This window comes from Enterococcus malodoratus (assembly GCF_027659535.1).
Taxonomy (GTDB): Bacteria; Bacillota; Bacilli; order Lactobacillales; family Enterococcaceae; genus Enterococcus_A; species Enterococcus_A malodoratus.
Genome location: NZ_JAQDPG010000003.1, coordinates 327,350 through 351,911, shown reverse-complemented (window position 1 = coordinate 351,911; position 24,562 = coordinate 327,350). Strand labels below are relative to the sequence as shown.

Genomic DNA, 24,562 nt, shown 5'->3' with positions numbered 1-24,562 from the left:
ATGGACTTTCTTTTTTTCTACTCAAAAATTCTATTTACACAAAATATTTTACGCTATCTCTCTTGAGAATAATCTAAATAGGAGTAATTTTGAAAACATTTGTGTCCTTAAAATAAAGGGATTCAAATATGTAGCAAAATACGTCTTGCTAAAGAATAAATGGATAACAATATTAAAAATGTTAACTTGAGACGGTATTTAAAATTTTTCAAAAAAAAAGATATGAGGAAAACTTAATTTATGAAAATAGCAATAAGTACGATTACTGATTATGGTAATTATGGGAATAGATTACAAAATTATGCCCTTCAAAAAATTCTGGAGAAACATTTTGATGCAGAAGTATTAACTATAAAAAACTTAACTTGCATACCAAGGTTTAATAAAAAGGAAAGATTTATAAATGCCTTAAAAGATGGCTCTATACTAAAAAAGGTAGCAGGAAGGGTATTTACTACAAAGGATTCAAAAATTAGGAATGATTTAGATTATAGAAGAAGCATTGCATTTAAAGAATTTACCGAAGAATTTATAAAAGAGACCAGCGAGGTAAATCAAAATACAAAAGATTTTAGTTCTTTTTCGGTATATGACCTTTTTATTATCGGAAGTGACCAAGTATGGAATTATGATTTTGATCGTTTTTCTGAACTAGACTTTGTTCCTTATGCGTTAAGCAATCAGAAAGTAATTAGTTATGCGGCGAGCTTTGGAGTTAGTAAAATTCCAAGTGAAATGAAAAGTTGTTATATAAACGGGTTGAATAACTTAGATACAATTTCCGTTAGAGAACAATCAGGGCTTGAGATAGTAAAAGAACTGGTATCACGGGATGCTCAGGTTGTTTTAGATCCAACTATGCTTCTATCGATTAAGGACTGGGAGGTATTGATGGGAAAAAGTAAAATATCTTTAAAAGGTGAAAAATATATTCTTACTTATTTTTTGGGGAATCCCTCAGACGAAGAAAGATTATATATTAGGCAATATGCAGAACTAAATAAGTTAAAAATATATAATCTTGGCGATCCGAGCGATGATAAGTGCTGGGTCGCTGGTCCAATTGATTTTGTAAAACTTATTTATAATGCAGAAGCAGTTTTTACCGACTCTTTCCACGCCTGTATATTTTCAATTATTTTCGAGAAATATTTTGAAGTATTCGATAGAAACTCCAATCTAGAATCTATGAATTCTAGAATCGATACTTTATTGACTACATTCAATTTGAGTTATCAGAAACATGACTTCAATCAAACAAAAAGAAAGATCGATTATTATTCAGTTAACAAAATTCTGCAAAGGAAAAAAGAACTATCATTTGTTTTTTTGAGTGAACAGATAAAAAGAATTTAAAGAGGTGATAACTAGTGGAAAATTATTATACAGATGAAGTTAACGCACAGCTTGTTTTGGCGGGGTTAAAAAAAATGGGAGTTAAAAAAGTTGTAGCCTCAGCAGGGACTACAAATATTCCTATATTACAAAGCATACAATATGATTCATATTTTGAAGTATACTCTTCAGTTGACGAAAGGTCAGCAGCATATCTAGCTTGTGGTCTGTCTTTAGAATCTGGAGAACCTGTTGCACTATCTTGTACCGGAGCTACGGCGTCTAGAAATTACTTGTCAGGGTTAACAGAAGCCTTTTATAAAAAGCTCCCAATTGTTGCAATAACATCTACAAATGGTAATGACAAAATTGGAAATTTAATACCACAAAATATAGATAGAACTTCTATTCCTAATGATGTTGCCTCGATTTCTGTTCAGTTACCTATTGTAAAGGATGCCAATGATTATTGGTATTGTAAGTATTTAGTTAATAAAGCATTTTTAGAATTGAAGAAAAATGGTAGCGGTCCTATTCATATTAATTTACCCACATCATATAAAGGAACCTTTTCAACTAAGAATCTCCCTAAAATTGAGTTCGCTGATATTATAACTGAGAAACAAAAATTCCCTAAAATACCAGAAAATTATCGTATTGCAATATTTATTGGAAGTCATAAAAAATTTCAAGCATCAGAGAGTTTGGCTATTGAAAATTTTTGTAAAAAATATAGTAGTGTTGTCCTTTGTGATCATACAAGTAACTATAATGGTTATGGAAAAGTTACTAGTGCTATAGCTTGTCTAAATGCTAATAAGGAGAAGTCTATATATAATTCTTTGATTCCTGATTTAATTATTCATATCGGTGAAGTATCTGGCGATTACGCCACTTCTGATTTTTTAGGAAATTGTGAAGCTAAGGTTTGGAGAGTTTCTAATGATGGGGAATTGAAGGACACATTTAAGAAAATAGAATATATATTTCATTGTGAAGAGCAAGATTTTTTTAATCAAATGGTGAAGGAAGCTAAATCTATTCAGGAGAGTCTAACATATTTAGAAAAATGGCAAGAATATGTAAAGTTGTTAAGAAATGATATTGAGGGATTACCGTTTTCAAATATTTCAATAGCACAAGCTTTATCACAAAGACTTCCCAAAGATTCTAATATTCATTTTGGAATTTTAAACAGTTTACGAAGTAATAATTTTTTTGAATATGATTCATCGGTATCTACTAATTCTAATGTTGGAGGATTTGGTATTGATGGGTGTTTGTCCACAATAGTGGGTTCGTCGTTAGCTTCTCCTAAAAAAATGAATTTTATTGTTCTAGGTGACTTGGCCTTTTTTTATGATATGAATGTACTAGGAAATAAGCATATCAGAGAGAATCTTAGAATAATATTGATTAATAATGGCGGAGGGGGAGAATTTAAGAATTACTCACATATTGGCTCTAGATTTGGTGATAAGGCCGATGAGTTTATAGCTGCTGCGGACCATTTCGGAATAATAAATGGAAAAAGTAGTCCGGCTAAATGTTGGGTAGAGTCATTTGGTATGGATTATATTTCAGCTACTGATAGAAATGAGTTTAATCAAAAATTGCCATTATTTTTAGGTGATAGTGAAAAGATAATAGTTTTTGAATGCTTCACAAAGTTTCAAGATGACTCTGAGGCATTAAGAAAAATAAGCAATTTGGATAATAATTTGTTGTTAAGCGCGAAACTGAAAAACAATATAAAAAAACGACTATCCAGTGATGTAAAAAATAGATTAAAGGTTATAGGAAAAAAATAGAATGAAAAAGAAGGCACTTTTATTGGGAGGAACTGGTGCTATGGGGATTTACGTAGTTCCAGAGTTATTTAAAAAAGAGTATGAGATTTTTGTCACAACTAGGAAAAAAAGGAAGAGCGATAACTCAGGTTTACATTACCTACTAGGAAATGCTCATGATAAAATATTTTTGGAACAGTTATTGCAACGAAAATGGGACGTTATTATTGATTTCATGGTTTATACCACGGAAGAGTTTAAATTGAGAGCATCAGATTTATTAGAGGGAACGTATCACTATATCTTCGTGTCTTCATATAGAGTTTTTGCAAACAGTGAAACACCAATTGTCGAAAAATCTCCCAAGCTTCTTGATGTAGTAAAGGATAAAGACTATCTTGAAACAGATGAATACGGTCTTTCTAAAGCAAGACAGGAAAGTATCTTGGTTAACTCTTCTTATAAAAATTGGACCATTATTAGACCGTCAATTACCTATTCTAAGGAACGTTTTCAATTAGCTACTTTGGAAGCAGATTCGATAATATTTAGAGCTCAGTTAGGGATTCCAGTACCCGTGAGTGAGAAAATATTGACTAAAAGGACCACGATGACTTGGGCCGGAGATGTGGCAAAAATGATAGTTGGGTTAGTAAATAGAGCAGAAGTGTTTCAGGAGGACTATAACGTAGTAACAAGCGAGTCTGTAATTTGGAAAGATGTTGCTCAAATATACACTGAATTTACAAATTTAAAAATATGTAAAATTAATCACTCGAACTATATAAAAATTGTGGGAAATTATTATCAAATAGAGTATGATCGCATGTTCAATAGAATTATGGACAATTCGAAAATATTAAAAATTAATGGAATGAGGCAAACTGACCTGACTCCTTTGAGAAAAGGATTATCCGAAGAAGTAAAAAATATTACTGATAAAGAAAAAGTATTTCAAGATATTAATTATGTAACACATGCAAAAATGGATCGAATTACACACTCTAGAATTCCTCTGAAAGGAGCCTCACTTAAAAATAGATGTAAATACTTATTAAGCTATTTAGAAATAAAAAAACAGTAGGGGTTATTATAGCAATGGCACAAAATAAATACAAAAGATTAGCTGGAAATTCCATATTGTTTGCAGTAGGAAATTTGGGTAGTAAACTAATTTCTTTTTTTATGTTACCTTTGTATACTTGGAAATTGACCCAAAGTGATTTTGGGATTTCAGACTTGGTATTGTCTACCCTCTCTCTTTTACTTCCCATCATTTCTTTAAGCGTTTATGATGCAGTATTAAGATTTTCATTAGACAGAAATAAAGACATTAAAGAAGTTTTTAGTAATAGTATGTTCATTAGTATGATTGGAGTAGTTATAATGATTTTCTCTATTCCATTATTTAAAATATGTAATGTAGATTATAGTATCTATATCATATCCATACTAATTGCTCAGTCCTTTCAAATGCTTTTTTCGCAATATGCTAAAGCAATTGACAAAATAAATATCTTCGCAGTGAATGGTATAATACTCTCATTTCTAACGGCAGGATTGAACATTTTATTCCTAGTTATTTTCAATTTCGGAATTCATGGGTATCTATTGTCTGTTCTGGTTGCCACTATAATCTCGGATATTGGACTTTGGATAGTTTTGGCATTACATAAGAATATCGATGTAAAAAAAATAAGTAAAAAGGGTTCTAAAGAACTTTTAAAATATAGTATACCTCTTATCCCTAATGGTATAGCTTGGTGGATTACAAACACTGTCAGTAGGTACTTCATTTTATTCTTTTTGAATACGGCAGCGAATGGAATATTTGCAGTAGCCAATAAAATACCGTCTTTATTAAATATTTTAAATACTATTTTTTTTCAGGCATGGCAACTTTCGGCTATAGAAGAGTTCAACTCTGAAGATAGTAGTAATTTCTATTCAAAAATTTTCTCATTATATTCGAAATTTTTATTTATAGGTATGAGCGGAATTTTATTAATATTAAAACCTTTGATGAACTTATTAGTGTCTAAAGAATACTTTATTTCTTGGAAATTTGTGCCATTTTTGTTATTGACAGTTATATATTCAAGTTTTTCAAGTTTTCTGGGTCATTATTATGCGGCTTCAAAGCAAACTATGAAAGTTTTTACTACTACTGTTTTAGGTTCAGTGATAAGTATTTTAGGTAATATAGTACTTATTCCGATGATTGGTCTTAACGGCGCAGGAATTAGTTCATCAATTAGTTTTTTCATAATTTGGTTAATTCGGTTGAAGGATACAAAAAGGTTTGTCAAAACAAGTATCGATGTACCTAATCTTGTTAAGAATCATTTGTTCATTTTTATTCAAATTGCTGGTCTGTATTTATTGAATGGAATAGGACTAGGTATATGGGAAATATCATGTTTAATTATTGTACTTATTGTTAATCGAGAATTGATATTCACTCTTTTCCAAATGCTTTTCCATAGAAAAACAATATGACCTTTTATAATTCTTATGAAGGGATGAATTGAATAAATATAAAGTATGGTTATCCAAAACCCATTCATTACAAAATTATTAGTATGCAGGTCATAGTGATTGAGTGAACTATGTTGATAAAACTATATAGCTCAATATTCAAGTAAGCTAGTTGATTTTATGGACAGTTAAAGAAACCAAATAAATCGCTCCAAAAAAAATCTATTATCATTACTAGCAATTCTACTAGCAATCATCCTAGTAATAGTCGGCGTTGGAGCAAAGATGTACCATGACGTAAAATCCACAGCGAACAACGCATACGAGTCTGTGGATCATAAGGATGAGTCGGATAAGCGCAAAGTGAATCTATCTGAACAAGAGCCCTTCAGTGTTTTACTTTTAGGAGTGGATACGGGTGCGCTTGGGCGCACTGAGCAAGGGCGATCGGATACGATGATGGTGGCGACGGTGAATCCGGTATCGGATGAGGCGTTGCTGGCTAGTTTGCCTCGTGATACTTATGCGGAGATTGTTGGTCATAATACGCAGGATAAGATCAATCATGCGTATGCGTTTGGTGGAGCGGCGATGTCGATGGATACGGTGGCAAAGCTGCTGGATATTCCGATCAATCATTACATTACCATCAATATGCAGGGTATTGAGACTTTGGTGGATGCGGTCGATGGGATTGAGGTCAATAATCCATTTGAGTTTACATATGAAGATAAAATATTTCCTAAAGGTAAGCAGGAATTGAATGGTGATGATGCGCTGAAATATTCTCGGATGCGTTATGATGATCCGGAGGGGGATTATGGTCGGCAGGGGCGACAGCGGCAAATTATTACTGGTGTGGCAAAGAAGGTTTTGAGTACAAAGGGTCTGACGAACTATTCATCGATTTTGAAGACGGTGGGTAAGAACGTGAAGACTGATCTGACCTTTACGGATATGCGCACTTTGATGGGAGATTATCGAGCAGCATTTGATCATATCAAATCGAATCAAATGAAGGGCACCGGCTTCATGCAGGATGGTCTCTCTTATCAGCGGATTGATCCGAGTGAGTTGGAACGGGTTCAAGATGAATTGAAAGCCCAACTGAAATAAGACTTAATCAAACCCAGAGGCCCCCCAACCTCTGGGTTTTCTTTAAGCTTTTCTAGCGAAGCGGCCTTTTTAATGAACCCTCATCAATGTTTCGTTATAATTATTTGCTATAAGGATATCGGGGAGGGGATCGAATGAAGAGAATCATCGCAGGGATTGTTTCTTTGCTGCTGAGCTATGGGATGGTCTATTATTTGGTCATGCCGACTTTGCAGAATTATCCTCGCTTGGATCGGATGGCGCAGCGGTTTGAATATACGGATGAGGCGTTGTGGTTATTTATCTTTTTGAGTCTGTGGCTGTTTTATTGGCAGTGGGAGCAGAAGCGGTTATGGAATATTTATCTGTATCTGTTTTATAGCTGCTACTTTCTATTATTGTTTATCATGCTCTTTACGAAAGCGCGGGCTTATCATTCATTCAATTTGAATCCTTTTGAATTGTATTTGAATAATGGCCAACAGATCATCGAATTGTTTTTGAATACGGCTTATTTCATTCCATTAGGCTGTTTGTACGGGCTGCGGGCGAAAAAGCTTGAGGCGGCAGTGATTGCGTTGATCACGATCATTGGGATTGAGACGATCCAATACGTCTTTTACATTGGGACTTTTGATATTTGGGATGTCATTACAAACTTTACGGGTTGTATGATCGGCTATTTCCTTTGTACGCAAATAAAAAGACGCATGGCATAAAGTGCATAATGTGAGACTGGAGAATTTTTCTCCGGTCTTTTTTTGTTATAAAAGTTATTTTTATATAATCAGTAATATTTTAATGATAAATAGCTCTGTTTTAATATTTATTTGTCGAATATCTATAAAAAGTTTGAATTATTAAATAAATAATAGTAAAATTAAATTACAATAGTCATATTTTAATTAATGAATTTTCTTTAAATGGTATAAAATGGCTTTTTTTGTAATGTGAATTCTTTTTCTGTCAAAAGAAACGAAGGAAATGAATAAATGGAAGGAGGACTTATCAAACAATGACGACTAAAAAATGGAATAAAGAGAAACTGATTTGTTTGCTTGTCGTTTTCTGTATTCTTCTATCCTTCTTGTTTCCAACTCTTTCATTAGGGACAACTAACGAGGAAACTTCTTCTTCTCAACCCTTAAGTGAAATGCTGAGCACGAATGACTTGTTGCCGACGATCGATTCACAATTGGATGAAGCGGCTGTCAGTAATGAATCAAGTGTGGCGAGCACAGAGCCGGAGTCCACCAGCGAGTCGAGTTCAGAGCAGTCTGAAAATGTTGTTCAGAATGAAGCGACCGTTAAAGAGGATCGTGCTTCTACTCAAAATATTTTGAATGCGGTGGTTGTGGAGGATTGGGAGCTATTCCGTGATAACAACGGAACTCGTGAATCGTTGACTGGTGATTCGAAGAGTCATGCTGTACCGAATCAGGCCTATAGTTTTTCTTTCGATTGGACGATTGCGGCTGACAAATTAGGTCGAAACCTGCTTCCAAATGATTATTTTATCTTAACTATTCCACAAAATGAGAATCACGATAGTGGGCACTGGTACGCGGTGCCTAGTGGATGGAGCACGGTTACGACTGATGATGGGGAGCACATTTATCGCTATCATATTGAAAATTCCGCCACAGAAAACACACAGGTGATCCGCGTTGAATTTTTAGAGGGGGTTGGAACCTCCCCTATTTACACGATTGACTCTACGTTGACCTTTCAAGGGTTTATGAACTATGTCACGAAAGCGAGTGTGCAAAATGTCTCCTTTGGTCAGGATGCGAGTGGAGGGGCCCTGACAAAGAGTATTACCTTCAATGAAATTGCGTTGAGTGCTGCGAACGGCTTCTCTTTTAAGTTTGGCTCTGCTGCGTCCAACAATTCGTTGAGGTGGGGTATTCAATTTAATGGGGCAGCCAATATTGAATTAGGCGGAGATCGAGTAGACTACGCGGTGAACGGCGGCGCGGGGAATAAGTATCAAGGGTTTTATACGGATAAGCCGGGGCGTGATGTCTGGCTTCCATGGGGAACCAATTATACGGATAATTCCGTGCAAATCGCTGGAAGTGAGGCCAGTGGTTATGTAGAAGATGTGCTGCCTGCGGGTGCGGATCTGACTTCGTTGACGATCGCGGGGTATATCCCGATTCCGATTGGTCTGACACAAGAAAATTATTCAAAGCAAGAAGGAGTATATCCTTCCTCAACAGCCGGTTTCCAATCCTATGTTTTAGCGGATTATGGGAATGGGCCGACATATCGTTCTGGTTCGGATAATAGTGAGATACAAAAGCCGAAAACGAGAACGGGTTTTACCCTTTTGACACAAGGCGCTGGTGAAACGAAGGCCCAATTTAAAACGCGAGTTAAATCAGCACCCTATCAATATGGAGTATACAAAGAAACTTCTGGGGTTTCCACGGTGATGATGCATTATGGATTGATGGATAAGACCAACAATGAACAGGAAAAAATCAGCGATTTAACAGACGGGGCCTATACAGGAAGAACGATCGTGAATCCTAAATCAGGTGTCAGTACCAACATTACGCAATTCGCCGCTAAAGCAGCGGATTATACGATCCGACGAGGCTATTATGCGGAAGAAGATCGCGAACTCTTGGAGAATTACTATTCGATAACGTATGGAGATTCCAATGTGATTGGCGGAAGAATTGCGGCATATAATATTTCCTTAACTGTCCGTTACCTGCCAGATACACCATCAGGAGCTATTCGAAATGAGGCGGCGATCTATACTCATAGTGCGCTGACCTTGAATCGTAAGGAACCTGAACCGATGCCGAAGCGAGATGGCGCGACTGCGAATCTGCAAAACCCTTACGGCAGTATCACCTTGAATACAAATCAGGCTTTGCTGCAAAAATTCGATGTCGAACGGGATGAGAATGATGCGTATATTCCGATCAATGGTGCAGAGTTCAAGTTGCAAATTAAAAATGGAACCAATTGGAACGACGTTAAAAAGAACGGCGAATTGCTAACCTTTAAAACTGATGGCATCCAATATTTCGAAGTAGAGAACGGCATCACTGTAGAGAAGACGGCCAACGGATTAGTGAAAGTTGATTTTGGTGCGCTGGGCTTAACAAATGGCACGTATCGTTTTGTCGAGACGAAGGCCGCGGCCGGCTACGATGAAGAAGAATCACCCAATTGGAATGGCACGGCTGTAGTGTCGGATTCCTTTGACATTCCATCTACAACCTCAAGAGGACCAACCGTGACGGTATGGAATAAAAAGCTTCCCCAAGCAAATTATACGGTAGAGCACTATGTTCAAAAGAGTGAAGGAAACACGGCGAAAGATAACTTTGAACTGAAACTGTCAGAAGAAAAGTCGGGTTATCTGGGACAAACAGTTGTTGGCGAGCCATCGATGGAGTTACTGAAGTCTTACGAATACGACGAAGATTTGTCAATCGCGTACGGCAAGATCACTGGAACCATAGCAGAAGATGGAAGCTTAACCTTGCAGCTCTACTACACTGTCGCGGCAGAAGTCCCCTTCACCTTGTATAAACAAGGGATGGACGGCGAAATGATGCCTTCGGTGGACTCAAATGGCAATCAGCTAGTGGATGAACAAGGACGAGAAATGAAAGTCGCCTTTGATGTTTATGAGTGGGATGGAAACTGGAGTACAAGTAATCCTTACAATCCTGGAAATGGACCGCAAGCCAAACCTGACGTATGGACAAAGGTTAATGATGCTCCAATCGCTACGGATGCTTTGGGAAGAATTCGTGTTCCTGAGATTACCAATCTAACGAAGTATTATGCAATTGTTGAAGTTGCTACTTATCCAGATTATGTCCTGCCATATAATAATCCACCAGCTAATTTGTCCACTTATCGAGAGGTTTATTGGGTCGTTCGAATGAGTGAAAAATCGATATTTTCTGCCCCGAGCTGGGCGAATGGAACAGAAGTTGATAAGCCAGATTTTGAGCTGCCTAGTGAGGCAAACGGCAATCGCTATATTTTGAAAAATAGAAAACCAGATATTTCGCTCTTTAAAGTTAATGAACAAGAAGAAGCAATGCCTTCAACCGATCAGCAAAAGGTCCAATTCGATATCTATCGCTGGAATTCTGACGGATACTTTAATGAGACTTATCCTTACAATTGGGGGCAGTGGACGAAAATAGCATCGAATGCTGCTACAGATAATCAAGGATACTTTGCGACCATCGGACAGACTGGTTTAAACGGCGGGGAGGACAAAAACTACGATTGGTATGCTGTTCGCGAAACAAGAACGTATAGCGGCTATCAACGAGCAGAGGGCTATTGGTTGATTAAGACAGCTTGGAACACAGCTACCCAACAATTCGAGATATTTGATGTGAAGTATAAGATCGTAGCAGGAAATGCAGCTGTGGACGGCGAAGACCCCGGCCACAAAATCAGCGATGATCGAACCAATATTTATTTTACCAACAAAGCCAAACCGATTTATTTCACGAAAGAAGATGCGAACCGTAATCCATTAGGCGGTGTTCACTTTTCTCTTTATAAAGTAAAAGATGGCGAGGCTGGAAGCAGCGGCAGTGAAGATCCTGAAGCATCGGATACCAAATGGGATATGGCTAATCCAATCGAGAAAATCAGTAGTGAGAATGCTTCGGATAAGGGGCGAGTAACATTTGAGAATTTGACGCGCGGGGATTATCTACTGGTGGAAACGAAAACACATCCGGGATATCAGCTGCCGTTGGGTTCGTGGATCGTTACAGTGAATTTTTATGGTGAGATCGAAACCATCAGAGGAAGAGGCGATCCGCTGCCACCCGCCTTTAGAGTGGACAATGGGAATTATTATTTACCTAATTATCTAAAGAATACGTTACCTAAAGCGGGCGGATACATGAGATTGTTCTTGGTTGTATTAGGCATTGTATTACTTGGCTCTGTGGTCATTCTTTTGCAGAATCGAAAAAATAAATCAACTTACGAGAAGGGGAAAGAAGATGAAAAATAAATTAAGTAAGATAGTAGCGGTACTATTGATGTTAGCGACAATGTTGGGAGGGGCTGTGACAGGGTTCGCGGCTGCACCAGATACTGGAAATTTGCACATTCATAAATATTGGGTCGATGATGAAAATCCTTATCCGACAGGGAAAGAAAACGATGGAACGGTCCAATCTGATATTACAAATCCGCCAGTTAGCGGTGTTGGTTTTGATGTATACAAGATTGGAGAGTTAGAGCTGATCGATGGCGTACCAGCAAGTGCTGCTGAAAAAGAGCAACATGCAGTTCCTCAAGGCGGCACTGGTTGGACATACAAAAAGAATGCTGGTGGCAAGCTCGAAGTTAGTGACGGTACAAAAATTTATACGTATGCTTTAGGTGCTAATGTGAATAATGGTAGCCAAGTAACGGATGCTAATGGCGAACTGATCTTTTCAAACCTGCCAAAGGGCTACTATTTTGTAGAAGAAAACCTCACCTACGACACGCCGAAAGTGGATGGTAAAGAAGTGAACATCACATCGAAGGTGAAACCATTTGTTGTTGCCGTTCCTATGACCGGGAAAGATGGCGAAAGCTGGTTGACTGATGTGCATGTCTATCCCAAAAATGAGGGATTAAATCCTGAGAAAAAACCAGAGGTACCATCAGTCAATGTCGGCGATGAAGTTAAATGGTCTGTAACCGCAAATATCCCAACGGACTTTAGCGATTACAAACGTTTCTCTATTGTCGATGAATTGGATGAAAAATTGAATTTTGTGGAAAACAGTGTGGAAGTATTTGGAACCGAAGCGAACGGAACGACCGTTGTTGAAACGTTGGCAAATCCAGCCGATTTTGGCGTTACCCATACACCAGCTAGTGGCCCAGATAAAGAAAAAATAATTATTGCGTTAACCCCCGAGGGAATTGCTAAACTAGCGGCTAATGTAGATGCGGTGAAAATCAGAATTGATTTTAAAACGACCGTTAACAAGAACATCAATGATGTGGAGAAAAATGAGGTTACTAATACAGCCACGATTGAATATGAAAATACCACGACTCCAGATGGAGAGATTAAAACACCGCCAACTGAAGTGAATACGGGTGAAGTAAGTATTAAGAAAAAGGATCAAGATGGCAACAATCTAAGTGGTGCTGAATTTAAACTTTATTACTTAGATGGCAGCGACAAATACTATATCTATAAAAATGCCTCTGATGAAATCAAGGCGTTCAAGGATGGCGATACAGTTCCGGGTGAGTATTCCCTTTATGAAGTTGAATCTGGTGACAACGGACTCGCTACTTTCTCCGGGTTACAAACACACAAGGCGGATGGATCAGCCATGGTGTACTACATCGAAGAAACTAAAGCACCAAGCGGATATAATCTGCTTCAAGATCCAGTAAAAGCATCTTTTGATGATGAAGATACAAATCACGTTGTAGTAAAAGATATCGTCAATAAGAAAGGCTTCACCCTGCCAAATACCGGTGGAGTCGGCACCTTACTGCTAGTTGTTTTCGGGATTGTCCTGATCGGGCTGGCGATCATTTTAACGATGAACAAAAAGAAGAAAACGGTCTAAATAAAGCTAAAGCCGAGCAGCCCTCGGCTTTTTCTATACATAGAAAGGGGGCAAACAATGAAACGGATCATATTGATCGTTCTGCTATTAATTTCGGGGATCGGGATCATTGCTTACCCTTTTATCGGGAATTACCTGAATCAGAAAAACGCGACGCAAGTAATGGATAATTACCAAAAAGCGGCAGATAAACTTACCCCTGAACAAATCGCAGAGCTTTTTCAACACGCTCAGATTTATAATGAAAACCTGTTGGGACAACCGGCGCACGACCCGTTTATGCCGGGTTCGGGGATCGTGATGCCGGATAATTATTATCGTGTCCTCAATGTTGATGGGACGATGGGGCAGATTGAGGTTCCTAGTATTGGGGTGAACTTGCCGATTTATCATGGGACAAAGGATCAGGTCTTACGAAAAGCGGCGGGGCATTTGGAAGGTTCGGCCTTACCGATTGGAGGAGAGGGTACGCACACGGTGCTGACTTCCCATACTGGTTTGACCCAAGCAAAATTATTTACGGATTTGACTGAATTAAAAAAGGGCGATCATTTCTATATTCATGTGCTGGATCGGACGCTGGCGTATGAGGTGGACAAGATTTCCGTGATCGAGCCGGAACAGACAGAGCATTTGAAGGCAGTCAAAGGAAAGGACTACGCGACATTATTGACCTGTACGCCTTATGGAGTCAACTCTCATCGCTTGTTAGTACGGGGAAAACGAGTCGCTTATCAACCGCAGAAAACAGTGAAGAAGAAACGCATGACAAAGGAAAATCATCTAATGTTAAAAGCCGTACTGATTACTAGCGGAGTCATGCTACTGTTGATCCTATTTAATTATTGGCGGAATAAACAAAAAGAAAAAGCATCCTAAACAAAAAATTTGTCCTTAGACACTATTCATGTTAACTTACAATTAGTAAGTGAGGTGCGTGAAGATGGAATATCTTTATCAAGCAGGAAAACCGAATGGAAAGAAATTTATCTTGCTGCATGGGACAGGCGGCGATGAAACGTCTTTAATAGAATTGGCGAAATTTTTGGATGCAGATAGTACGATCCTGTCTTTTCGCGGCACGATTGAAGAAGAGGGAATGAATCGTTTCTTTAAACGGAACGGCTTGAATCAGTTTGATTTTGAAAGTTTAGAAAAAGAAACCGATCATTTGCTGGAAGCAATTAATGAAATCAGCGCAGAAAAAGCGATTGCGTTAGAGGATTGGATCTTAGTAGGCTACTCAAACGGAGCCAATATTGCGGCGCATATGTTGTTGGAGCGTGAAACGGCATTAGCTGAAGGAATCTTTTTCCATCCAATGTCGCTAGAAGTTCATACTCAATCATTTAATTTATCAGATAAAAGAATTTGGGTTTCTTACGGCGGGGCGAAAGATCCGATCGTCAGCGATGACTCTTTTGCGGAATTAGTCGCGGCCTTTCGCGATCGCAGTGGAGAAGTCACAGTAGTCGAAACCAATTACGGTCACCAATTGACCATGGATGAAGTTCAAAGTGCCCGCGAGTGGTTGAAAGGGTAGTGACAGTATTTTCGGATGTGGTAAAATGAGTCGAAGGGGTGGCATGATGACAGACTCATTTGATTACAAAGGCTTGACCTTGAAGCTGACAGACTTATCGTTCAATGATGACGAATTACAAAAATTATTGACCTTTGAAGGCGCGATTACTCATGAACGTTTGAAGGGCTTCAATTTTCATTATTATCTGATGCCAGAATATGACCTGAACGGTTTACTGGCAAAGCTTGGCGATGCTGAGCGTAAGGCAAAACGAATATATTACATCACAGGACAGCTAGTCTCCAGTGATTTGAAAGACATGACAGTGAATGGCTATTATATGCCGACCAACTGGGGCTTCATGCATGTAGATAACCAGAAATAAGAGGTGGAAGAGAAATCTTTCAGCTCTTTTTTTGTGCTCATATTTTGATTTGAATAGTGAATCACCTCCCTTCCGGATTGAGAGGTTGGTCCACTTTTAGAAAAGGGCAGAATTAACGCTTTGATACATCATTCAATAAGGGTCGTCCTTGTTTTTACCTTTCTTTCCCAAGAGGCGGGCGAGTGTTCGTTTAAATCCACGCCCATTTCTTTGTGCTGGCTGAGACTGAGGTCGTGACATTTTATCTGAACTGCTAGTCACCAAATTATTCTTTGGTTCAGCAGGAGTTTTAGCAAGTTGTGAAGCTGGCAGGGTTATAGTAGGGAAAATAGCAGAATTGTTTTCCTTTGTTGCCACAGATTGTTCTAGGTGTTTCATTAATAGACTAGGATTAGCTGTTTTTATTTCTTTGGTTTCTTTAGGCAGCCGTTTGTCTTCGTCACTTGGATCGTTTTTTACATCAAAGATTTCTGTTTCGGTGGTTGTTACGATCTTTGCGGTAACAACGGAAGCGAATTGTTTTACACCATTCTGTTCAAAAATATCTAAGCTGGTCAAAAGTTGGCACGCGTCTTTGATTGCATCTGCAGGCAGATCGGCATTCACGCCCTTGTAGGTCCAGTCGTGCTCGTAACCAAGTTCATTCTTAAATGTCGCGACTAAATCATTTTTCATTTTTTTACGGTCCCTTTCGTTTTTTTCTGCAAGAATAATAGGTCATCTATCAAGGTTCGTTGGTTTCATCAGGACGGGCGATAGAAAATAAGGAATGGAAAACGGATAAAACCTTTTCGCCAAAGCTTCTTATGGTGAATAATCTTAAGCGTAAAGAGCGCCATTCCGGGGCCATAAAGTAATCCTGAAAATAATAGAAGAAGCGTTTCATGGTGCGGGTCGCCTTGGTATTCATGAAAATATCTCGGACAAGATCTCTTAAAATATCGGCGAACTCTTCCGCCCCAAGTTGGTATCTCACGCGTAATGCCAAAATGTATTTGATTGTTAAGCTGCTATTTTGTGTCCGTTGATAAAATTGAGTGATGCGATTTTCCAGTGTTTTTGGTTTTAGATTGAACAATTGTCGATTCGTTAAAAGCTGTTCATTCATGGATGCTCTCCTCCGTGTTCATTTATTTTGTTCCGGCCGATGACTAAAAGATAGCGGATTTCAAAAAATAAAGCGAACCGCAATTTCGATCTCAACCGTTCAATTTCGAACATTTAGGGCTTGGAAACGTTGAGTTATCGTTTTAGATGTTCGAAGTTGGACAGTCAAAATCGAAGTTGGTCTTTGACTTGAGGTGTCGTAAAGAAGTACAATAAAAGTTTTTTGTTTTGATGTCTAATCGAAAAAAAATGGATTGAATGAAGGGCAGAGCGAGAACATCTAATCGCAGTAAAAGGACTCTAATGGTACATTACACACGTTATGTGATAGAATGCTAACGGACGTAATACAGCTAGGAGATAGGCTTATGTATACAAAAGAAGTTTTCAATAATAAGATGAACAGCTGGATCAATATCGATGCAGAAAATGAAGACGAATTGAAAAATCTATATCGTGATTATGGGATCGACAGTGAATTCGTCGATTACTCGTTGGACCGTAACGAACGGGCTCATTTAGATTATGATAAGGTGACGGATGTATTGCTGCTGATCTTCAATGCGCCGAATCGCCGCAAGATCGATAACCATTATGAAACAGTACCGATGACCTTCATCGTCGTGAATCGGACATTGATTACGGTAACAAATCAGCAGAGTAAATATTTGTATTTTGAGATCAAAAATTATTTGGAGAAAAATCCCAACAGCACGTTGTTTGAGCTGCTATTTGGCAGTCTCTTTATTATTTCAGATCAGTATTTTCCCTTTGTTGAAGGGATGGATCGCGATCGCAAGCGGATCAGCAACTTGCTGAAGGATAAGACTACGAAGCAGAATTTATTACTATTGTCGGATTTAGAGACCGGGATCGTTTATTTCGTCACGGCTTCTCGGCAAAATGTATTATTGGTGCAGCAGATCAAGAGTCACGGCATCTATCGCCGATTGAGTGATCAGGAGAAGGAAAGCCTGGATGATGTATTGATCGAAGCTCAGCAATTAGTTGAAATGACGCAACTGTCTTCGCAGATTTTGCAGCAGTTGTCAGGAACATACAATAATGTCTTGAACAATAATCTGAATGATACGATGCGAGTTTTGACGGTATTGTCTGTTTTACTGACGATTCCGACGATTGTTTCTGGTTTTTTTGGAATGAACGTGCCGTTGCCGTTGGAACACAATGCTTCCGGTTGGATCATCACGATCGTGATCAGCCTGCTTTTATGGTTTGGCTTGTCTTATGTATTGCGAAGATTGATGAAATAGGCTAGAGAAAAACTTTATATAAAAACAAAGCTAGGGAGACCATTGGTCTTCCTAGCTTTTTGCGGTTTCATCGAGGAGTGGTTTTGAGCATTTTTTCATATACAATTTGCGGATTAAGTTCAGTAAATGCTCCCAAGCCTCGTCATTGTTCAATGAATCAAAGTAAAAGATCTGTATTTCCTCAGTTGTTGATTCCTCCAGCGAATCCGTCACCACGATATCCGCTGCTGAATAATCATCCGTGACAAAGATATTTTCCGAATTAAAGAGGGCTTTTAAGCGATTTTTTATGACATAAGTAGCGATAAAATCTTTATTCATCTGTAAGTAGAGTTTGATTTTTGTCTGTTTTTCAGAAGTAGACAGGGCGTAAAGCAGACTGCTGGCGTAAGCAGCTTGGCGCGGATCATCGATCAGGCTTTTCATCTTTTGACGAATGGAGGAAATATAGTCATTGGTAGTGTCTAAATGAAAGGCCGATCTAGGAATATAAAGATCAAGAAATGTTTCAAAACGGTCTCCAAGTAAGGCGAACAGCGTATTGAACAAGACTAAATAATACCGATAGAGATGAGCGCTATCTTCTGAGATTGGATACTTTGAAACAGACAAAAAGGCCTGAAAAAGCTCATTGGAAAAACGGCAAAAATAGGTATCAGATTGACTGTACAATCTCCCTAATTCGACCTTTTCCCGATATGGAATCGAATCAGAGGTAAAAATGTGCTGGACAAAATTGAAGTATAACAGCTCTTGCCGATAGTACGCTTCGGGAATTTCCCCATAGCCACCAGCGTGCAATACATAAGCTCCGTCATAATGAGACACCATTAATTCAATCACTTCTTCTATCGCAGGATCACTCTTCAAGTTTAAAAAACGCTGATGCTCATAACGTGACCGCAGCAGTTGATGCAGCAGATAGAGTGAGTTGCGTTTCGTATTTGAGATCGTATGGGAAAACTTGATGATTTCCTCGGGAATGTTTTCTCGAATTTGGGCTTTGGTGACATCTTTATACGGCCATTCGAGGCTTTGATAGCTGTCCTGCAGCAGGATATATGAAAAGAGCCGCAGCTCCAGTTCGTTTCCGGTAAGTGAGTAGTGATCGTTGTCGATGAGGATCTTGATTTTATAGCGTTTGAGAAACCCGCTTAGTTGGACGGTAAGTTTTGCAAGATAGGCCTCAGAGATGAATAAGGTATTCAAAAGGTCATCTTTACTAATGGTGACTTTGGTGATCAAAAGGACACAGAAATTGAAAATCACTTGGCTCTTCAGTAGGGAAAGTTTCAGCGCATAGGCATTCTTAACAGCGTCTTGCTGGTATTCAGGATGAATCGAGATTACCCCATGGCGGCTGGAAACAAGAAAGTTAGTCAGCAGGAACTCGTCCTCCATCAATTCATTAATTCTTTTCAGATCCTCTTTGACCGTGCGTTTTGGAATCTCCAGCCGTTCAGAAAGTTCTGCTAAGGAAGTTTGTTCCTTTCGAATGATGTAAAAGAGCAGATTCAATTTTCGCAGAATTACGTTTTTGATCATCTTCGTTGTCACCTCTGTTATTTTTACAGTTTGTGTATAGTCATGTACATGAATTGTATTTGAAATAGGGGGAGTGCCATTGATACTATAACACACATGATAAACATTTATAAAACAGTAAGTCTTGGATATATCCTAAGTTTTATTCGAATTTTACTGGTTCAGTGAAACATACCTTTTTTGCGATACGAAAAAAAATAGGTGTTGTTTTAAAATGAAAAAATTCGTCAAAATCCTTGATCCTGATTCATGTTTGTCTTTGTTTGACGGCCATGTATTCTCGATACTCGATCAATTAGCCAAATCAACAGCAATTAAATAGGTGATAAAGGAGGCATACGTATGAAGAACCTTACGAGAATCATTTTCGTTGCATTGCTCACAGTGACTTTAAGTGGAAAGACGGCTGCGGCCGCTGAAAAAGAGGAAAAGTTTGAGACAAATGGCCAAACAAGTTTTTATGGAACCTATGAATATGACACCAGTGAAGAAAAAGTCGAGCACGAACCCGTCTCAGATGGGAAGAGTAACGGAAACACTTCTCCAGCAAAGGAAGCAAAAAACGCTTCATCATCTGGACACGCACTTTTACCTAAAACGGGAGAGGCCGGTGCTCCAGAGTATCTCTACATAGGATTATTCTTATGTGGAGCAGTCATTTATCTTGTCCGACACACTAAAAGAAAAGAGGAAATTTTAGAATGAAAAAAGCAATTGCCTTAACCACGACAGCAATATTATTGAGCCTGACACTGAATATAGCGGGAGCATCCGCTGCAGAAGTTTTTCCTAAGGATTACAACACAGAAGGAACGATTACTTTTGAAGCTGGTGATGAAGGCGTGACGCCGCCGGTTGACCCGGAAAATCCAGATCCGACAAATCCAGTTGATCCTACTGACCCCCCCGGACCAGGAACAGGCGGTGCGTTGTCGATCGATTACGGTTCAAAATTCAAGTTTGGTACGCAAAAAATCTCGACTGCAGATAAGATTTATTATGCTGCCTCTGATGAAATGAATGACGGATCAAAAAAGCCGACTTATGTTCAAATAACCGACAGAAGAGGGACGTTAGAAGGCTGGAAAATGAATATCGCTCAACCTGAACAGTTCAAAACGGCTGGAGGAGAAGAATTAGTCGGAGCTCAGTTGAAGTTTACGAAAGGTCAAGTGGCCTCGTCTGTCGATCAAAAATATAAACCAACGACGGTGAGTTCTGAAGTGGTATTCACCCCTGGTCAAAGTGATGTTTTAGCTGTAAATGCAAAAGCAGGAACGGGAGTCGGCACCTGGGTGTATCGTTTTGGGGCAACGGCTGATGAGAATAAAGATGCTGTTCAGCTTTCTGTTCCCGGCGAATCAGTGAAGTTGGCGCAGCAATATTCAACAAAATTAGTGTGGACCTTGGCAAATACACCAGACAATAATTAAGGGTCAGGAGCAGAAAAATGAAAAAAAGACTAGTAGAGGCGTTTGTTGTCGGTGTTACATTGGTTGGTTTTTCTTCTGCGGCTGCTGCGAAAGAAGCGAAGGAATACTACTCTAGCGGCGAAATAGAATTTGTTCCTTCGTCAGATCCAACTGATCCAGTTGACCCAGAAGACCCAGACCCAGAAAATCCTGTTCAGCCAATCGATCCAACTGATCCGAATGGCCCCAATCCAGGCACGCAAGGACCGCTGTCGATTGATTATGCCTCCAGCTTTGATTTTGGCAAAAATCGGATTTCAAATAAGGACCAAGTCCATTTTGCGAGAGCACAAAAATATCAAACCGGCCATGAAGACAGTCCAAACTATGTTCAAATTTCAGACAATCGAGGAACCAACGAAGGCTGGACATTGACTGTGGAACAGCCGGAACAATTAACGGCTGCTACTTCGACTAAAAATGATGTTTTAACCGGAGCACAAATCTCATTATCGGCTCCAACAGTCACTAGCAATTCATCAAGTGATACGAAGCCAATTGCTGCCGATAACCTAGCTCTTATTCCTGGGAATGCTGTCGTAGTAACCTCTGCAAAAGCAGGAACGGGCAGTGGGCTATGGCTTACTTCTTGGGGAGCAGTAGAAGAAATGGAAGAACCGACCGAAGATGGAGGCATGAAAAAGGCCAATGTGACCAAAGCAGTGTCATTGTCCATTCCGGGCGCTACCCCGAAAGATGCCGTAAAGTACCAAACAAAACTGCTTTGGGCGCTGACCGATGTACCAGGAAACTAACTGATAGAGGTAAAAGAGATGGCAAAAAAGAAAATACTGATCCTTATAACAAGTGGATTATTAAGCATGACTAGCTTTTCGATCATTAGTGAGGCAACGACTGTTTCCTCTACAAAATTACAGACAAGCGCTTCACAAAGTACAGAACAATCGCAAACAGAAGAGACTTCAGAAAGTACCGCAGTATCTGAAAGCTCCGCGGTGAAGGATACGGATACGAGTGATCTGCCAGAAACTGCTGCTTCTGTTGACGATTTGCCGCAATCTGGAAGGATAGTGAAACGATCGGCCGCTCCTTTTGCTGCGGATTTGCCACAAGATCCGAACATCATCCCGATTGATAAGGTTTTTCAGAATCCGATCGGCAACAGTACGAGTATCTTGGAAGATGGCAAGCTGCTTCAATTGAACCCAGCGCAAAAATCACAAAAAGGGGCGATCTGGTCTAAAAAGCCGATTAGTTTACTGTCTGATTTTACTTTTAAGAGTTATCTGTATTTAGGTGATCAGCGAGGGAGTGCGGGTGATGGGATGACCTTCACTTTGACCAATGATCCGCGAATGGAGAACGATGCGACTCAAGTTATCGGTTCTTCGGGGATGGGCATAGGTGCTTACTCGACCAAATCAGGCGAACCCTATATAAGAAATGGGCTGTCGATCGAGTTTGACACGTATAAAAATCAAGGTTCTTCAGACCGAATGGACAGAGAGATCAGCGGTGATAACAGCGGGCATGGACATGTAGCGTTTGTCACGCCCAAAGAGAATAACAATAATTATGACAATGAGCACACCGGGGTAACAGTTGCTCCCACTTACCTATCCGATGGAACGTGGCGCATGTTGACAGTTCATTGGAATGCCGGCATTAAGCAATTGAGCTATGATTTAGAAGGGATCGGTTCCTCGTCACATGAGGTCACTGATCTTAATGCGAAGTTTGGTGGGACGACAGTTTATTGGGGATTTACTTCATCAACAGGCGGAAAATATCAAGAGAACGCCTTGGCAATGACCCAAATCCCTTCCAGTGTAAAATCTACAGCCGCACTAAGTGTCAATGACACTGGGTTCGAAACGGAGGCAGAGGCGAATAAGGAAGACATCGTCACGCTAAAAAATACCCTGCACATCGATAATGATTTGAAGAGTCATCGTGACTTTGCGGATGAACACCAGCCGCAGATGAGTATCAACATTCCTTCAGAATTAGCTTATGAACAGGGTTCCTTAAAGATTGACGGTATCCAAGCATCTGATAAGGACATTATTGTGGCAGGAACACGAATCACCTTAGATCTGACCGATTATTTAGTGTTGGAAAAAGACATGGTGATCGAACTAAAAACCAAATTACAAGATTCCACACCTGAAAAGCGCCTAGCCATGAACTTCGAATACCTCGAAAACGGGGCGCTGCTGCAAAAATCAAACGAGATGGCCGTTAAGATCGCCAAACCCAAAGAAAAGACCATTACGGTTTTTTATCAAGATGCAGCAACCAATCAAGAGGTCGCTCCTTCAAAGCAGCTTACGGGTAAAATAGGCGATCATTATAAAGAAACACCTCCTGCCGTAGCCGGCTTTGTTTTCAAAAATGACTCAGGGAATGCGGAAGGAACCTTTTCCGAAACGACCCAAGATATTTATTTCTATTTCCGACCAGGTGAGCTCTATTTCATGGAGGCACCAAAGCAAATCGTGTTTGGTTCCCATAAAATTTCAACTACGGCACTGGTAAAATTCGGGACAGCTACTGAGGGCTTGCGGATCATGGATGAGCGCGCAACGAATAAATGGCAAGTTCAGCTAAAACAAACGCAGCCCTTGACTGACGGAACGGTAGTAATGCCTGATGTTTTGTCGTTTGTGACGGATAGTCAGTCGGATACAATCAGCGATGCGGCGATAACTATTTCTGAAGGCGATCAAAAGGGGGAAACGGATTTAAGCGGACTATTAGATGCTGGTCAACAACGCGGAATCAAGATCACCGTGCCTGTTGAGTATCAGCGCTTGGGTACTTTTAAAGGTGCCTTGTCTTGGACGTTGACCGATGTACCAGGGAATTAGCAAATTTAGAAACAACTGATTTTGCTCATAAATAGAAGAGGAGAGCTTTGTTTGAAAGGATTTAAAACAATCGGGATGATATTGTTTATGCTGTTTGGGTCGCTTATGCTGGATTCTTTTGTCGGGATCGCCAGTGAATTTAATTTTGCGGTGACGCCACTGCCATCAGAACATCAAATCGATAAAGAAAAAACGTATTTTGATTTACTGCTCGCTCCAAGTCAAACGACTGAATTAAAGGCAACACTTAGAAATGATACCGAAAAAGAAGTGAAGGTCGACGTTTCTGTTAACAATGCGACAACGAATTCAAATGTGATTGTTGAGTATGGCGAGAATGCCCTAAACAAGGATAAAAGTTTGGCATACGATCTAAAGGAGCACGTGCATTATCCTGAATCAGTTGTTTTGAAACCAAAGAGTGAACAAACGGTTCCGTTCAGAGTTGATATGCCGAATAAGTCCTTTGACGGAGTCATCGCCGGCGGCATTACGTTTAAAGAGGAACCGGCGACAGAAGAAAAAACGACCAAAAGCACTCAAGGATTATCGATTGAAAACGATTATTCCTACGTCGTCGCTTTATTGATGCGTCAAAATCAAAAGAAAGTCGTACCGAATTTGGTTTTGCACGAAGTGAAACCGAGTCAGATCAATGCACGGAATGTCATTTTAGCGGATCTTCAAAATGATCAAAAAACGTATATCAATCAAGTTGCACTATCTGCTAAGGTGACAAAAAAAGGCAGTGACAAGGTGCTTTATCAGGAAGAAAAAGAACATCTGCAGATCGCTCCAAACTCAAGTTTTTCTCTGCCAGTTTCGTTGAAAAAACAAGCACTAAAGCCTGGAGTCTACCACATGTCATTGTCTGTTTCCGGCAATAAGGATGGCAGCGACCCCGCCAAGTTTGAAAATCATTGGACGTTTGAACGTGATTTTCGGATTGATGGCGATACCGCAAAAGAATTGAATGAAAAGGATGTTACCTTAAAACCAGACTACACTTGGTTATACATTCTGATCGGATTTTTCCTGTTACTAGCTAGTGTACTGATCATTCTATTTATTCGAAGAAAAAAGCAGGCAGACACCGAATAACTATTATACGATTGATCAGACGTTGAATTCAAAA

At 39.5% G+C, this 24,562-nt stretch carries 20 protein-coding genes; 17 read left to right on the top strand and 3 right to left on the bottom strand.

Annotated elements, in window-relative coordinates; genetic code table 11:
* Positions 1-240: 240 nt before the first annotated feature.
* From PGP85_RS07615 to PGP85_RS07565, 11 genes are all read left to right on the top strand, one after another.
* A complete protein-coding gene (locus PGP85_RS07615; RefSeq protein ID WP_270326875.1) occupies positions 241-1,356 on the top strand; it encodes a polysaccharide pyruvyl transferase family protein in 1,116 nt (371 codons plus the stop codon).
* A gap of 14 nt (positions 1,357-1,370) precedes the next feature.
* Positions 1,371-3,146 (top strand): thiamine pyrophosphate-binding protein, encoded by a 1,776-nt coding sequence (locus PGP85_RS07610; RefSeq protein ID WP_270326873.1) that lies wholly within the window; start codon positions 1,371-1,373, stop codon positions 3,144-3,146.
* 1 nt (position 3,147) lies between these two features.
* Positions 3,148-4,209 carry an NAD-dependent epimerase/dehydratase family protein gene (locus PGP85_RS07605; protein ID WP_270326872.1) on the top strand — a complete coding sequence of 354 codons (1,062 nt, stop codon included), beginning with the start codon at positions 3,148-3,150 and terminating at the stop codon, positions 4,207-4,209.
* A gap of 14 nt (positions 4,210-4,223) precedes the next feature.
* On the top strand, positions 4,224-5,624 hold the full coding sequence (locus PGP85_RS07600) for a lipopolysaccharide biosynthesis protein (RefSeq protein ID WP_270326871.1): 1,401 nt from the start codon (positions 4,224-4,226) through the stop codon (positions 5,622-5,624).
* 264 nt (positions 5,625-5,888) lie between these two features.
* A complete protein-coding gene (locus PGP85_RS07595; RefSeq protein WP_408639892.1) occupies positions 5,889-6,719 on the top strand; it encodes an LCP family glycopolymer transferase in 831 nt (276 codons plus the stop codon).
* A 134-nt stretch (positions 6,720-6,853) separates the two neighbouring features.
* The gene (locus PGP85_RS07590) at positions 6,854-7,417 is read left to right on the top strand and encodes a VanZ family protein (RefSeq protein ID WP_270326869.1); all 564 of its coding nucleotides are present in this window, start codon (positions 6,854-6,856) and stop codon (positions 7,415-7,417) included.
* A gap of 296 nt (positions 7,418-7,713) precedes the next feature.
* On the top strand, positions 7,714-11,715 hold the full coding sequence (locus tag PGP85_RS07585; protein WP_270326867.1) for a SpaA isopeptide-forming pilin-related protein: 4,002 nt from the start codon (positions 7,714-7,716) through the stop codon (positions 11,713-11,715).
* Positions 11,705-13,288 carry a SpaH/EbpB family LPXTG-anchored major pilin gene (locus PGP85_RS07580; RefSeq protein WP_270326866.1) on the top strand — a complete coding sequence of 528 codons (1,584 nt, stop codon included), beginning with the start codon at positions 11,705-11,707 and terminating at the stop codon, positions 13,286-13,288. Before PGP85_RS07585 ends, PGP85_RS07580 begins: the two co-directional genes overlap by 11 nt.
* A 57-nt stretch (positions 13,289-13,345) precedes the next feature.
* Positions 13,346-14,167, top strand: coding sequence for a class C sortase (locus PGP85_RS07575; RefSeq protein WP_270326865.1), 822 nt, complete (start codon positions 13,346-13,348; stop codon positions 14,165-14,167).
* 64 nt (positions 14,168-14,231) lie between these two features.
* Complete coding sequence (locus PGP85_RS07570) at positions 14,232-14,831, top strand: alpha/beta hydrolase (protein WP_010740921.1); 600 nt, start codon at positions 14,232-14,234, stop codon at positions 14,829-14,831.
* Positions 14,832-14,856: 25 nt separating this feature from the next.
* Positions 14,857-15,198 (top strand): hypothetical protein, encoded by a 342-nt coding sequence (locus PGP85_RS07565; protein ID WP_034709348.1) that lies wholly within the window; start codon positions 14,857-14,859, stop codon positions 15,196-15,198.
* A 132-nt stretch (positions 15,199-15,330) separates the two neighbouring features.
* On the opposite strand, the gene PGP85_RS07560 is transcribed toward PGP85_RS07565, so the two are convergent.
* Positions 15,331-15,873 (bottom strand): DUF2922 domain-containing protein, encoded by a 543-nt coding sequence (locus PGP85_RS07560; protein WP_270326863.1) that lies wholly within the window; start codon positions 15,871-15,873, stop codon positions 15,331-15,333.
* Between the two features lie 49 nt (positions 15,874-15,922).
* Positions 15,923-16,306 (bottom strand): hypothetical protein, encoded by a 384-nt coding sequence (locus PGP85_RS07555; protein ID WP_178981486.1) that lies wholly within the window; start codon positions 16,304-16,306, stop codon positions 15,923-15,925.
* Positions 16,307-16,673: 367 nt separating this feature from the next.
* On the opposite strand from PGP85_RS07555, the gene PGP85_RS07550 reads away from it, so the two are divergent.
* Positions 16,674-17,579 carry a magnesium transporter CorA family protein gene (locus tag PGP85_RS07550; protein WP_010740918.1) on the top strand — a complete coding sequence of 302 codons (906 nt, stop codon included), beginning with the start codon at positions 16,674-16,676 and terminating at the stop codon, positions 17,577-17,579.
* Between the two features lie 51 nt (positions 17,580-17,630).
* Here the strand turns inward: PGP85_RS07550 and PGP85_RS07545 are convergent, their stop codons facing one another.
* Positions 17,631-19,124 carry a helix-turn-helix domain-containing protein gene (locus PGP85_RS07545; RefSeq protein ID WP_270326861.1) on the bottom strand — a complete coding sequence of 498 codons (1,494 nt, stop codon included), beginning with the start codon at positions 19,122-19,124 and terminating at the stop codon, positions 17,631-17,633.
* A 342-nt stretch (positions 19,125-19,466) separates the two neighbouring features.
* Between PGP85_RS07545 and PGP85_RS07540 the strand changes: the two genes are divergently transcribed.
* From PGP85_RS07540 to PGP85_RS07520, 5 genes are all read left to right on the top strand, one after another.
* Positions 19,467-19,829, top strand: a complete 363-nt coding sequence (locus PGP85_RS07540) for an LPXTG cell wall anchor domain-containing protein (protein WP_270326859.1) — start codon at positions 19,467-19,469, stop codon at positions 19,827-19,829.
* Positions 19,826-20,557, top strand: a complete 732-nt coding sequence (locus PGP85_RS07535) for a WxL domain-containing protein (RefSeq protein ID WP_090403175.1) — start codon at positions 19,826-19,828, stop codon at positions 20,555-20,557. Before PGP85_RS07540 ends, PGP85_RS07535 begins: the two co-directional genes overlap by 4 nt.
* Positions 20,558-20,574: 17 nt before the next feature.
* Positions 20,575-21,351: a WxL domain-containing protein gene (locus PGP85_RS07530; RefSeq protein ID WP_270326857.1), complete on the top strand. Its 777-nt coding sequence runs from the start codon at positions 20,575-20,577 to the stop codon at positions 21,349-21,351.
* A gap of 18 nt (positions 21,352-21,369) precedes the next feature.
* Entirely contained in the window at positions 21,370-23,427 is a 2,058-nt protein-coding gene (locus tag PGP85_RS07525) for a lectin-like domain-containing protein (RefSeq protein ID WP_270326854.1), read from the top strand.
* Positions 23,428-23,502: 75 nt separating this feature from the next.
* Positions 23,503-24,528 carry a DUF916 and DUF3324 domain-containing protein gene (locus PGP85_RS07520; protein ID WP_270326882.1) on the top strand — a complete coding sequence of 342 codons (1,026 nt, stop codon included), beginning with the start codon at positions 23,503-23,505 and terminating at the stop codon, positions 24,526-24,528.
* Positions 24,529-24,562 lie beyond the last annotated feature (34 nt).

What these genes read in the sequence shown, in the direction of transcription:
- PGP85_RS07615 (WP_270326875.1), top strand. Translation starts at nt 241, where the DNA reads ATGAAAATAGCAATAAGTACGATTACTGATTATGGTAATTATGGGAAT.
- PGP85_RS07605 (WP_270326872.1), top strand. Translation starts at nt 3,148, where the DNA reads ATGAAAAAGAAGGCACTTTTATTGGGAGGAACTGGTGCTATGGGGATT.
- PGP85_RS07600 (WP_270326871.1), top strand. Translation starts at nt 4,224, where the DNA reads ATGGCACAAAATAAATACAAAAGATTAGCTGGAAATTCCATATTGTTT.
- PGP85_RS07595 (WP_408639892.1), top strand. Translation starts at nt 5,889, where the DNA reads ATGTACCATGACGTAAAATCCACAGCGAACAACGCATACGAGTCTGTG.
- PGP85_RS07590 (WP_270326869.1), top strand. Translation starts at nt 6,854, where the DNA reads ATGAAGAGAATCATCGCAGGGATTGTTTCTTTGCTGCTGAGCTATGGG.
- PGP85_RS07585 (WP_270326867.1), top strand. Translation starts at nt 7,714, where the DNA reads ATGACGACTAAAAAATGGAATAAAGAGAAACTGATTTGTTTGCTTGTC.
- PGP85_RS07580 (WP_270326866.1), top strand. Translation starts at nt 11,705, where the DNA reads ATGAAAAATAAATTAAGTAAGATAGTAGCGGTACTATTGATGTTAGCG.
- PGP85_RS07575 (WP_270326865.1), top strand. Translation starts at nt 13,346, where the DNA reads ATGAAACGGATCATATTGATCGTTCTGCTATTAATTTCGGGGATCGGG.
- PGP85_RS07570 (WP_010740921.1), top strand. Translation starts at nt 14,232, where the DNA reads ATGGAATATCTTTATCAAGCAGGAAAACCGAATGGAAAGAAATTTATC.
- PGP85_RS07565 (WP_034709348.1), top strand. Translation starts at nt 14,857, where the DNA reads ATGAGTCGAAGGGGTGGCATGATGACAGACTCATTTGATTACAAAGGC.
- PGP85_RS07560 (WP_270326863.1), bottom strand. Translation starts at nt 15,873, where the DNA reads ATGAAAAATGATTTAGTCGCGACATTTAAGAATGAACTTGGTTACGAG.
- PGP85_RS07555 (WP_178981486.1), bottom strand. Translation starts at nt 16,306, where the DNA reads ATGAATGAACAGCTTTTAACGAATCGACAATTGTTCAATCTAAAACCA.
- PGP85_RS07550 (WP_010740918.1), top strand. Translation starts at nt 16,674, where the DNA reads ATGTATACAAAAGAAGTTTTCAATAATAAGATGAACAGCTGGATCAAT.
- PGP85_RS07545 (WP_270326861.1), bottom strand. Translation starts at nt 19,124, where the DNA reads ATGATCAAAAACGTAATTCTGCGAAAATTGAATCTGCTCTTTTACATC.
- PGP85_RS07540 (WP_270326859.1), top strand. Translation starts at nt 19,467, where the DNA reads ATGAAGAACCTTACGAGAATCATTTTCGTTGCATTGCTCACAGTGACT.
- PGP85_RS07535 (WP_090403175.1), top strand. Translation starts at nt 19,826, where the DNA reads ATGAAAAAAGCAATTGCCTTAACCACGACAGCAATATTATTGAGCCTG.
- PGP85_RS07530 (WP_270326857.1), top strand. Translation starts at nt 20,575, where the DNA reads ATGAAAAAAAGACTAGTAGAGGCGTTTGTTGTCGGTGTTACATTGGTT.
- PGP85_RS07525 (WP_270326854.1), top strand. Translation starts at nt 21,370, where the DNA reads ATGGCAAAAAAGAAAATACTGATCCTTATAACAAGTGGATTATTAAGC.
- PGP85_RS07520 (WP_270326882.1), top strand. Translation starts at nt 23,503, where the DNA reads ATGATATTGTTTATGCTGTTTGGGTCGCTTATGCTGGATTCTTTTGTC.